We start from the raw sequence: 11,801 nt of genomic DNA on the forward strand, positions 1-11,801 counted from the left end.
CTGTCTCTTGGCTCGATGAAAGGCCGGTTCGCGTGCAGCCCCGTCTCAGCGTCGTCGTACCCATCTACAACGTCGAGGAGTTTCTGGAGGAGTGCCTGGAGTCGATCGCCGGGCAGACCATGGACGGCCCCGGCCTGACGGGCGGCCCCGAGGCGCGCGGCGGCCTGGAGTGCATCCTCGTCGACGACGGCTCGACGGACGGCAGCCCGCGCATCGCCCGCGAGTTCGCCGCGAAGGACCCCCGCTTCGTCTACGTCCGCCAGCGCAACGCCGGACTGAGCGCCGCCCGCAACACCGGGGTGCGCAAGGCGTCCCCCACCGCCGAGTTCCTGACCTTCGTCGACAGCGACGACGTCGTGCCGCACGACGCGTACGGGCGGATGATCGCCAGCCTGGACGCCACCGGCTCCGACTTCGCGAGCGGCAACGTGTGGCGGCTCAACGAACGCGGCCGGTCCCAGGCCTGGCAGTACAAGTGGCTGACCGAGGCGCGCACGAGCACCCACATCTCCGAGGACCTGGACCTGCTCGCCGACCGCGTCGCCTGGAACAAGGTGTTCCGCCGCGCCTTCTGGGACCGGCACCGCTTCACCTTCCCCGAGGGAAAGCTCTACGAGGACACCCCCGTGATGATCCCGGCGCACTTCCTCGCCGGATCCGTGGACGTGCTCAGCGACCACGTCTACTACTGGCGCGTCCGTGAGGGTTCCATCACCCGGCGCCGCACCGACGTCAAGGGCGTGCGCGACCGGATCGCGGCCTGCGCGCACGTCAGCGGGTTCCTCGCCCGGCACGCGCCGCAGATGAAGAAGACGTACGACGCGTCCTGCCTCCGCGACGACTTCGTGTACTTCCTGGAGGGGCTGCCGATGGGCGGCCCCGAGTACCGCACGGCGTTCCTCACCGACACCGCCGCGTTCCTGCGCCGCGCCGACCCGGCCGTCCTCGCGGAGCTCCCCGTCGACCTGCGCGTCAAGTGGCAGCTCGTCCGCGAGGCACGTACCGCCGAGCTCATCGAACTCCTCGCCTTCGAGCGCGCCAACGGCACCGCCTTCCACGTGCGCGGGAAGGTGCGCCGCCGTGCCGCGTACCCCGGCGTGGACGCCCTCCCCGAGAAGGTCGCACGCATCGGCCGCGGCGAACTGCCCACCGTGGCCCGGGTGAGCGAGGCGCGGTGGGACGCCGGCGGAAAGCTGCGGATCTCCGGATACGCGTACGTGCGCAACATGGAGGCGACCCGGCCCGGGCACTCCGTGAAGGCCGGACTCCTCAAGGCGGCGCACAGCCGGGGAAAGTTCCGCCGCGTCCCGACGCGCACGGTCGCCGCACCGCAGGCCACCGAGAATTCCCGGCAGCGCCTGCACTGCTACGACCTGTCGGGCTTCGAGATGACCGTCGACCCCGAGCAGCTGAAGACGGGCGGCCGCTGGCAGCCGGGCAACTGGCTGTTCGGCCTGGTCGTCGCGGGCCACGGCATGGTGCGCAGGACCGCGCTGCGGGCCACCGAGGGCGCGTCCGCGCAGTCCGTGGTGCGCGAGCTCGACGACGGACTGCGGCTCGTCCTCGGCTACAGCAAGGGCCGCCTCGTGCTGCGGATCCAGGAGTACGCGGCGCGCGTGGACGCCCACCGGCGCGACGGGGACGACGTGGTGCTGTCCGGCACGCTGCCGGGACGCCTGCGCCCGAAGGCCCTGCGCCTGACCCACGCGGCCACGAAGACGGACTTCGACCACCCCGTCCGCCACACCGGCGACCGCTTCGAGGTCCGCGTCCGCCTCGCCGACCTGGAGGACGTGGCGCCCACCCCGCACCTCGCGCCCAAGGAGGTCGAGCCGCCGCACGGCGACCGCTGGCAGGCCAACCTCGTCCTGCCCGACGGCACACTGAAATCCCTGGCCGCCACGCTCGACCTGCCCCCGGGCCGGTACGCCTCACGCGCGGGCCGCGAACTCTGCGCCACCGCCAACGACCAGGGCCGCCTGGTCGTCGAGCTGACCCGGCAGCCCGTCGCGGACCGCGTCACGTGGGGAGCGGACGGCACGCTCGCCGTGGAGGGCACGCTGGCCCCGGCCAGCTGGCACGAGCCCGAGCTGGTGCTGCGGCACAGCGGCCGTGACGAGGAGCTGACCGTCCCGACGGAGCAGGACGGCGACCGCTTCCGTGCGGTGGTCGCGCCGGGGGGCGGCGCGCTGCGGGAGGGACGGTGGTACGCGTTCCTGCGGGACACGGCGGGAAGCTCCGGGGAAGGGCCCGCACCCGCCCGCGCCGACGACGGCGTTCCCGTACGGCTGCTGGCCTCCGCGTCCGCCACGCTCCCCCTGCACCACACCGTCCAGGGGCGGGAGTTCACCGTCGACCGGCGGTTCGGCGACCGGCTGTTCGTGGAGGCCGGGTCCGTGCTCCCGCGCTCCGAGCGCGGCGCGTACCGGCGGCACAGACTCCGTACCGTCCACTACCCGAGCCGCCGCCGACTCCCGCTGCTCGACTCCGTCCTGTACTTCGACGGGGACTCCCCGCGCGCCGTCCACGAGGAATTGGTGCGACGCGGCACCGACGTCGACCACCTGTGGGTCACGCACGACCAGCAGACGCACGTCCCCGCCGGCGCCAAGGGCGTCGAGGAGCACAGCGCCGACTGGTACGACGCGCTGGCCCGCTGCCGCCGCATCGTCACCGCCGGGCACCTGCCCGATTTCTTCGAGCGCCGCGAGGGCCAGACCGTCGTCCAGACCTGGAACGGCGCCCCGCTCAAGCGCATCGGCACCGACCTGACCGACACCCTCTACGCCGACCACGGCCACCTCGACGCCCTGCCGAAGCTGTCCCGCCAGTGGGACGTCCTCATCTCGCCGAATCGCTTCTCCACCCCCCACCTGGGCCGCGCCCTCGCCTACGAGGGCGAGGTCCTGGAGGCGGGCTCGCCCCGCAACGACGTGCTGTTCACCGAGGACCGCGACAAGGTCGCCGCACGGGTCCGCGACGAGCTCGGCATCGCGCCGGACAAACGGATCGTGCTGTACGCGCCGACGTACCGGGACCACCTCGCGTACTCCCCCGGCCGGTTCCGCTACGAGCCCGCGCTCGACTTCCGCGCCGCCGAGTCCGTGCTCGGCGACGACCACGTGCTGCTCGTCCGCAAGCATCCGCTGACGTCCGGACGGCTGCCGGGCGCCCGCGCCCCCTTCGTTCGCGACGTGTCGTCACACCCCCGGGCCGCCGAACTCCTGCTGCTCGCCGACGTCCTGGTGACCGACTACTCCTCCCTGATGTTCGACTTCGCGCACACCGGCAGACCGATGCTGTTCCACGCGTACGACCTGGAGCACTACCGCGACACCGTCCGCGGCTTCTACCTCGACTTCGAGACCCGTGCCCCCGGCCCGCTGCTCGCCTCCACCCACGAGGTCGTCGAGGCGCTGCGCGACCTGGACGCCATCACGTCACGGCACGCGGACGCGTACGCGGCGTTCCGCGAGGCCTACTGCGACCTGGACGACGGGCGGGCCGCCGCCCGCGTGGCGGAGAGGCTCATGCGGTGAGCGGGGCGCTGCTCACGCGCCGCGCCTGCCACGGCGCGACGGCACTCGGCGACGGCGGCAGGCGCCGTCGGCCCACCCCGTACCTCGTCCTCGGCGGGCTGTTCTGGCTGGTGATGTCGCTCGCGTACTGGCGGGTCCCGATGTGCTGCGACTTCGGCCAGCACGCGGCGGTCGTCGAGCGCCTGAAGGAGAACCTCCTCCACCCCGCGCACCCGATGGCGGACCTGCCGGGCGAGGGCAGCGCGTACTACTCGCCGTACGCCGTCGCGCAGGGCCTGTTCGCGAAGGTCACCGGGCTCGCGGGCTGGCAGGTCGTGAAGCTCGCGGGCCCGCTGAACCTCCTCGTCCTCCTCACCGGCATCGGCCGCTTCGTCCGCGTCCTGACGCCCCGACCGTGGGCGCCGGTCCTCGCGCTGTTCGCGATGGTGCTGCTGTGGGGCACCCGGATGGCGTGGTGGAGCGGCTATCTGGGCCTGATGTCGATGACGGGGAACCTCGGGTACCCGTCGACGTTCGCGATCGGCCTGACGTTCTGGGCGTGGGCCTGGGCGGGGACGCTGACCCGCGACGCACGGCGCGGCCGGTGGCCGTACGTGGGGCTCGGCGCCCTGTGCGGGCTGATCCTGCTCGTCCACCCGATCTCTTCGGTGGGGGCGGTGATCGGGGTCGTCGCGTTCGCGGCCTCGGGGCGCGCGGTGGGGCGCCGGGTGCTGTGCTGGGCGGCGACCGCCGTGACGGCCGCGGTGATCGGCGCGGTCTGGCCGTACTACAGCGTCTTCTCCCTCGTCGGCGACGCGTCCGTCGACTGGATCCACCGCCAGCTCTACACCGAGATGCCCCAGCGCTTCTGGCTCGCCCTGCTCGGCCTGCCCGCCCTGTGGCTGCGCTTCCGCAGGGACCGCAGGGACCCCCTGGTGCTGATGTTCGCCCTGGACTGCGCGGTCGTCGCGTACGGCTGGGTCAGCGGCCACTACACGTACGGCCGCATCCTCGGCCTGACCCTGGTCCCCCTCCAGTTCGCGCTCGCCGTCGAGCTCGCGGCGCCGCGCGTCTGGGGGTGGCGGCGCGGTGCGCTCGCCGGGGCGGCGGCGCTCGGCGCGTGCGTCGGGTTCTTCCAGATCCAGGCGGGCGCCGTCGTGCCGCGCGCCCTGGACCCCATCGGCTTCGACCAGCCGCCGCGCTGGCCGGGGTACGGGTGGGCGGTCGGCCACATGCACCGGGGCGACGTCGTCCTGACCAACGGCTACTACCCCACCCGTTCCGTGCCCGGCTACGGCGCCAACCTCGTCGCCCCCGCCTGGCCGGACGCCTCGCTCGACGAGGACGTGCGCAACCGGCGTCTCGCGGCCGTACGGACCTACCTCGACCCGGAGTCGACGCGCGCCGAACGCGCGGCGATCGTCCGCCGCTACGACGTGCGGTGGCTGCTGCTCTCCCGTGACCAGCGGGTTCCGTCCGAGGCTGTGGTGGTGGGGTGGAGTCCGCGTACGGGTGAGGTGCTCGCGCGGGTGGGGGGCCCGGCGTCGGCGGGCGGTCCGGCGTCGGCGGGGGGTCCAGCGGGGCCGGACGGTCCGAAAGGTGCCCTTCGGGACGGATCCACGCCCACGAATGCCCCTCTAATCGGATAATTGCCAGCAACCCCTAAAATTTCCCCTGTGGACCGCATCCTGCCTCACCCGAGTGCCCAGCACACCCCTGCCACGAACCCGTCCGACTCCACCGTCTCCGTCGTCTCGGTCGTCGTGATCGGTTACAACGACGCGGCCCACCTCGCGGACGCCGTGCGCTCCGCGCTCGCGCAGGGACCCGCCGTCCACGAGGTGATCGCCGTCGACGACTGCTCGACGGACGGCAGCGCGGAGATCCTCGCCGGGCTCGCGGCCGGCGACCCACGCGTGCGCGTCATCCTCCGCGAGACCAACAGCGGCGGCTGCGGCACGCCCCGCAACGACGGGATCGACGCCGCCGAAGCGCCGTATCTGATGTTCCTCGACAGCGACGACGTGCTGCCGCCCGGCGCGGTCGACGCGCTGCTCACCGCCGCGCGCCAGCACGACGCGGAGGTCGCGTCCGGGCTCTGTGTGCGCCGCGAACTGCCCTCCGGGCGCGAGGTGCCCTGGCAGCCGGACGTCTACCGCAAGGCGCAGCTCGTCGCCCGCCCGGAGCTCCGCCCGCGCCTCGTCCACGACACGCTCTGCGTCAACAAGCTGTACCGCACGGCCTTCGTGCGCGAGCACGGCATCCGTTTCCCCGAAGGCCGCTTCGTCTACGAGGACTTCGTCTTCACCGCACGCATGCTGGCCGCCGCACCACGCATCGCCCTGGTCCCCGACACGGTCTACGTCTGGCACGTGCGCCGCGCCGCCGCCAAGCTGTCGATCTCCCTGGACCGCTCCGACATCGCCAACTGGCAGGCCCGCATAGAGGCACACCGCCAGTCCGTCGAGATCCTGCGGGACGCGCGCGGCGTCGGCGGCAAGCGGCTCGCGCGGGCGGCCCGCGCCAAGTTCGTCGACCACAGCCTGCGCATGTACACGCGGGAACTCACCGCGCGCGGCACGGAGTACCGGCGCGAGTGGTGGGCCCTCACGCGCGCGTACCTGGCGACGTTCGACGCCGCCGACCTCGACGCGGCGCCCGCGCCGGGACGGGTCATCGCCCGCGTGATCCTCGCCTCCGACGAGCCCCGGGACCTGCGCCGCCTCAACCAGGTCGCGGCCCGCCCGGCCCGGCTCGCACGGCCGTACCCGAGCACACCGGACGGCACGCCCGTCTGGGCCGCGGACCTCCCCCAGGTCACGCTGGAACACCTCCTCGTGCGGCCCGTGCGGCTGCTGCCCCTCGCGGTCGACGGCGAGCTGCGCCCGTCCGCCGGCGGGTCGCGGCTGACACTGCGGCTCCACGAGCTGTACGGGCGGGTGGCGGACGCGGGTCCCGCGACGGTGGACGTCGAGCTGGTGCACCGGCAGACGGGGGTTCCCGGAATGCGCAGGACGGCGGCGTTCGCCGCCGAGCGGCGGGGCGAGACGTGGACCGCCGAAGTCCTCCTCGACCTCGCCTCGCTCGACACCGCCGTGTGGGACATCCGGCTGCGGCTCCTCTTCGAGGACGGCACGGCGCGCGACTCGACCGCGCACGCCGTCGCGGGGCCCGGTCTGCTGCGCAGGACGGTGGTGCCGAGCAGGCGGCGCGGGGTCCTGCTCGTCCAGCCGTACGCCACGCAGGCGGGGAACCTGTCGGTGCGGCTCGCACCCGGCGTGCGGGGTGTGGCGGGCGTCGCGAAGCGGCGACTGACCAGGCTCCTGCGCTCCGCGCGGGGCGGTGGAGGCCGCTGACGCTTCCCGAACAAGGCCTCTGCGACACTGCACTCCAGGCACGCACACGCACACGTTCGCAACAAGACAGGACAAGACGACCATGACCTGGCTGATCACCGGCGGCGCCGGATACATCGGGGCGCACGTCGTCCGCGCCATGACGGAGGCGGGCGAGCGGGCCGTGGTCTACGACGACCTGTCCACCGGCATCGCCGAGCGCGTCCCCACCGGGGTGCCGCTGGTGACCGGCTCGGTCCTCGACGGCGACCGGCTGATCCGCGTGTTCGCGGAGTACGGGATCACCGGCGTCGTGCACCTGGCGGGCAAGAAGCAGGTCGGCGAGTCGGTGGAACGCCCGCTGCACTACTACCGCGAGAACGTGGAGGGCCTGCGGGTCCTCCTGGAGGCCGTAGCGGCGTCGGACGAAGTGGCTCACTTCGTCTTCTCGTCCTCCGCCTCCGTCTACGGCATGCCGGACGTCGACCTCGTCACCGAGGAGACGCCGTGCCTGCCGATGAGCCCGTACGGCGAGACGAAGCTGGCCGGTGAGTGGCTGGTCCGCGCGGTGGGCCGCGCGCACGGTCTGACCACGGCGTCGCTGCGCTACTTCAACGTGGCGGGCGCGGCTTCCGCCGACCTCGCCGACACGGGCGTCTTCAACCTGATCCCGATGGTCTTCGAGAAGCTCACCGCGGGTGAGGCCCCGCGCATCTTCGGCGCGGACTACGCGACGCCGGACGGCACGTGCGTACGGGACTACATCCACGTCGTCGACATCGCCGAGGCCCATGTGGCCACGGCCCGCGCACTCACGTCCGCCGCACCCGGTACGGATCTCACCCTCAACATCGGCCGCGGCGAGGGCGTCTCGGTCCGCGAGATGACGACCCTCATCAACGAGGTCACCGGCTACGCCACCCCCGCCGAGGTCACACCCCGCCGACCCGGCGACCCGGCCCGCGTGGTCGCCTCCGCGGACCGCATCGCCACGGAACTCGGCTGGTCAGCGAAACACGACGTCCGCGACATGATCGCGTCGGCCTGGGCAGGCTGGCTCCGCCGGCACCCGGAGGCGGGGGGCGGGGTGTAGCTCGCTACACCACCGGTCCGGGTGGACACCCCATCGTGGCGGCGCCCCGCCGCCGACAGAGTGGAGTCCAGGCCGCCGCACGAGGCGCCGGCCGCCCCGCCCGGAAGGCCTGCGGAGACTTCGGTGGGCCGGTGTCTTCGATGGTGACCGGGGCCGCCCGGGGTTTTGCGGAGTGTGGCGGTTCCGGGCCGGCAGTAAAGGGCGCTCCGCTGCGCTGCGCGTCGGCTCCGCCGATTCCGCTCCGCTCCACCCTTGACTCCCGCCCCTCCACCGCGAGCTGCCCCTTGACCCGGACGGCCAGGGGTGGGGGCAACAGGGACCGCTTCGTTAGTCATCAGCTTTCGCTGCCGGGTGCGGACCGGTCCATCGTGGCCGACGGCCAGGGTTGCGTGACCGCCCGCCGCGCGGCCAAGCCGCTCGGGCCATCCGCTCGCGCGGCCGGGTGCGGACCGGCCCAACGTGGGCGGGAGCAATGCTCGATGAGCTGTGGCCCGGGGGGCGCCGCGCCCTCCGGCACCTACTTCGGGAAAGTTGCGAATGGGTTGGTCGCGCGCCCCCTTCGCAGACCGAGTGCGCCCCTGGCCCGCCTCCGGTCGGACCGCCCCTTCCGGCACCTACTTGGGGAAAGTTGCGAACTGACTTGCCGCGCGCCCCCTTCTCACTCCCCGCACGCCGCCACCCACGTCACCGACCTCGCGACTCTGCCGCGGTAACCCCGCGCATCGGGGGCGTATCCGGCTCGGTAGGGGGGGCGCGCGGCGAACGCATTCGCAACTTTCCCCAAGTAGGTGCCGGAGGGGGACCCGGACGGGCCCGGTGGCGGATCAGATCCGTCAGCACGCCCCGGGTGGGGCAGCGACGCCGCGCCACTCGCTCCCACCCCCGCGCCGCGACCGTGACAGCGGCTCACGATGGACCGGACCGCACCCGGCAACGAAAGCGGCCGACCCACCCCGAACAGTGAGGGCCACTCACGATGAGCCGGTCCGCACCCGGCAGCACCGGCAGATGACCCGAGCGGCTCGGCCGCGCGGCGGGCGGTCACGCAACCCTGGCCGTCGGCCACGATGGACCGGTCCGCACCCGGCGATGAACGGCAATGACCCACCCACCCGGATCCGCCGCCTCACCCCTGGCCGTCCGGGTCAAAGGTCAAGTCGCGGTGGAGGGACGGGAGTCAAGGGTGGAGCGCAGCGGAATCGGCGCAGCCGACGCGCAGCGCAGCGGAGCGCCCTTTACTCCCGGCCCGGAACCGCCACACTCCGCAAAACCCCGGGCGGCCCCGGCAACCATCAAAGACACCGGCCCACCGAAGTCACCGCCCGCCCCGTCACCTCACAGCGCCCGCAACCCCGCCGCCGTAACCTCCGCGAGCCTCCCCAAGTAGCCCTTGGGCAGGTCGGCCCGCACCACGACCGAGCGCCAGTAGAGCGGACCCGAGACCAGGTCCAGGGCGAGGTCCTCGTCGGCGCCGGACCGGATCTCGCCCCGCTCCACGGCCGCCCGCACGATGCCGCTGGCCACCCCGTGCTGGCCCTCCCGCAGCGCCTTCTGGAGCGCCTCCGCGATCTCGGGGTTGCGGGCCGCCTCCGCCTGGAGGTCGGGGATGATCTGCGAGGCGACCGGGTGGCGCAGGGCGCGCGAGGTGACCTCGTACAACAGGCGCAGGTCTCCCTCCAGCGAGCCGGTGTCCGGCGCCGGGAGTCCTTGGACCGCTATCGCCGACACCAGGTCGAGCACGAGGTGCAGCTTGGAGCGCCAGCGGCGGTAGACCGCCGTCTTGCCGACACCCGCGCGGCGCGCGATGCCCTCGATGGACATGCGCGCGTAGCCGACGGAGGCCAGTTCCCCGAAGACCGCGGCGCGAATCGCCTCGGTCACGTCCTCACGCAGCACGGCCGCCCCCGCGGGGGCACGGCGGCGCGGCTGTTCACCCTGTGGCCTGCTCGTCGTCATGCGGACAGCATAAAGCGTGACGACGATACGGTTGCGTTCCGACGTACCGACGTCCTACTCTCGGCGTTGCGACGATACGGGCCCGTCCCGACGTCCGCCCCAGCCTCCCCGAGCGAAAGCAACGGACGTGAGCCAGGCCCTCGACACGCCGCCCCGCACGGCGCACCCCGCCGAACCGAACCCCTCCCCCGCCGACCCTGCCGACCCCGCCGAGCTCGCCGCCCTGCACGGCCTGACCGTCAGCGGCGCCCGCCCCTCCCTCCCCGCCTACGTCCGCCAGCTCTGGCAGCGCCGCCACTTCATCACCGCCTTCGCGACGGCCAAGCTGACGGCCCAGTACAGCCAGGCCAAACTCGGTCAGGTCTGGCAGGTGATGACCCCGCTCCTGAACGCGGCGGTCTACTACTTCATCTTCGGCGTGCTGATGAACACCAAGCACGACGTCGAGGACTACGTCCCGTTCCTGGTCACCGGCGTCTTCGTCTTCACGTTCACCCAGCAGTCCGTGATGGCGGGGACCCGCGCGATCTCCGGCAGCCTCGGCCTGGTCCGCGCCCTGCACTTCCCGCGCGCCTCGCTGCCGATCTCGTACTGCCTGCAACAGCTCCAGCAGCTGCTGTTCTCCATGTGCGCGCTCTTCGTGATCCTGCTCTGCTTCGGCGTCCCGCCCACCGCCTCCTGGCTCCTGGTGCTGCCCGTCCTCGCGCTGCAGTTCACGTTCAATACGGGTCTGGCGCTCGTCATGGCGCGGCTCGGCAGCAAGACGCCGGACATCGCGCAGCTGATGCCGTTCGTGCTGCGGACCTGGATGTACGTGTCCGGGGTGATGTGGAGCATCGACGCCGTCCTCAAGGACCAGCATCTGCCGCACGTCGTGCAGGTCCTCCTGGAATCCAACCCGGCGGCCGTGTACATCGACCTCATGAGGTTCGCGCTGATCGACAGCTTCCGGTACGACCAGCTCCCGCACCACGTGTGGGCCTGGGCCCTCGGCTGGGCCCTGCTCGCCGGCATCGGCGGGTTCATCTACTTCTGGAAGGCAGAGGAGACGTACGGCCGTGGCTGACACCCGAGAGCTTGCCCCCACCGTCATCGTCGACGGCGTCGACATCGTCTACCGCGTGCACGGCACCGGCGCCGGCCGCGGCACCGCCACCGCCGCGCTCAACCGGATCATCGGCGGCCGGAAGAAGACCGAGGCGCGGGCGGGCGTGCGCAAGGTGCACGCCGTGAAGAAGGTGTCGTTCACCGCGTACAAGGGCGAGGCCATCGGCCTGATCGGTACGAACGGCTCCGGCAAGTCGACGCTGCTCAAGGCGGTCGCCGGGCTCCTGCCCGTCGAGCACGGCCGGATCTTCACGCACGGCCAGCCGTCCCTGCTCGGCGTGAACGCGGCGATGATGAACGACCTCACGGGTGAGCGCAACGTACGCCTCGGCGGGCTCGCGATGGGCATGAGCCGCGAACAGGTCCAGGAGCGGTACGACGACATCGTCGACTTCTCGGGGATCAACGAGAAGGGCGACTTCATCACGCTCCCGATGCGCACGTACTCCTCCGGCATGGCCGCCCGCCTGCGGTTCTCCATCGCGGCCGCCAAGGACCACGACGTCCTGCTCATCGACGAGGCCCTCGCCACCGGCGACCGCTCCTTCCAGAAGCGCTCGGAGTCCCGCATCCGCGAGCTGCGCAAGCGCGCGGGCACGGTCTTCCTCGTCAGCCACAACAACAAGTCGATCCGCGACACCTGCGACCGCGTGCTCTGGCTGGAGCGCGGCGAGCTGCGCATGGACGGGCCGACGGCGGAGGTCCTGAAGGAGTACGAAAGCTTCACGGGCGGCGGCAAGGGCTGATACCCCAACCCCTCAGGCGTATCCCTTTTGTCGCATCAATACGCAG

Annotated in this window: 7 protein-coding genes; 6 read left to right on the forward strand and 1 reads right to left on the reverse strand. The window is 72.4% G+C overall.

The genetic code is table 11. From position 1 onward, the window contains the following. The first annotated feature begins 32 nt into the window (after positions 1-32). The 4 genes from DEJ47_RS14800 to galE all read left to right on the forward strand — a co-directional run bounded on the left by DEJ47_RS14800 (position 33) and on the right by galE (position 7,946). Positions 33-3,539: a bifunctional glycosyltransferase/CDP-glycerol:glycerophosphate glycerophosphotransferase gene (locus DEJ47_RS14800; RefSeq protein WP_150168542.1), complete on the forward strand. Its 3,507-nt coding sequence runs from the start codon at positions 33-35 to the stop codon at positions 3,537-3,539. Beyond that, the gene (locus DEJ47_RS36420; RefSeq protein ID WP_223828361.1) at positions 3,536-5,167 is read left to right on the forward strand and encodes a hypothetical protein; all 1,632 of its coding nucleotides are present in this window, start codon (positions 3,536-3,538) and stop codon (positions 5,165-5,167) included. The genes DEJ47_RS14800 and DEJ47_RS36420 overlap by 4 nt, the downstream gene beginning before the upstream one ends. A 114-nt stretch (positions 5,168-5,281) precedes the next feature. Further along, entirely contained in the window at positions 5,282-6,874 is a 1,593-nt protein-coding gene (locus DEJ47_RS14805) for a glycosyltransferase family A protein (RefSeq protein ID WP_223828701.1), read from the forward strand. Between the two features lie 82 nt (positions 6,875-6,956). Further along, positions 6,957-7,946: a UDP-glucose 4-epimerase GalE gene (gene galE / locus DEJ47_RS14810; protein ID WP_150168546.1), complete on the forward strand. Its 990-nt coding sequence runs from the start codon at positions 6,957-6,959 to the stop codon at positions 7,944-7,946. 1,335 nt (positions 7,947-9,281) lie between these two features. Here galE and DEJ47_RS14815 read toward each other — a convergent pair. Beyond that, complete coding sequence (locus tag DEJ47_RS14815; protein ID WP_150168548.1) at positions 9,282-9,902, reverse strand: TetR/AcrR family transcriptional regulator; 621 nt, start codon at positions 9,900-9,902, stop codon at positions 9,282-9,284. A gap of 127 nt (positions 9,903-10,029) precedes the next feature. Here DEJ47_RS14815 and DEJ47_RS14820 point away from each other — a divergent pair, with 127 nt between their 5' ends. Together DEJ47_RS14820 and DEJ47_RS14825 are read left to right on the forward strand one after the other, a co-directional pair. Further along, positions 10,030-10,968 carry an ABC transporter permease gene (locus DEJ47_RS14820; protein ID WP_150168550.1) on the forward strand — a complete coding sequence of 313 codons (939 nt, stop codon included), beginning with the start codon at positions 10,030-10,032 and terminating at the stop codon, positions 10,966-10,968. Beyond that, positions 10,961-11,755 (forward strand): ABC transporter ATP-binding protein, encoded by a 795-nt coding sequence (locus tag DEJ47_RS14825; RefSeq protein WP_150168552.1) that lies wholly within the window; start codon positions 10,961-10,963, stop codon positions 11,753-11,755. Before DEJ47_RS14820 ends, DEJ47_RS14825 begins: the two co-directional genes overlap by 8 nt. Positions 11,756-11,801: the final 46 nt, after the last annotated feature.

This window comes from Streptomyces venezuelae (assembly GCF_008642355.1).
Taxonomy (GTDB): Bacteria; Actinomycetota; Actinomycetes; order Streptomycetales; family Streptomycetaceae; genus Streptomyces; species Streptomyces venezuelae_B.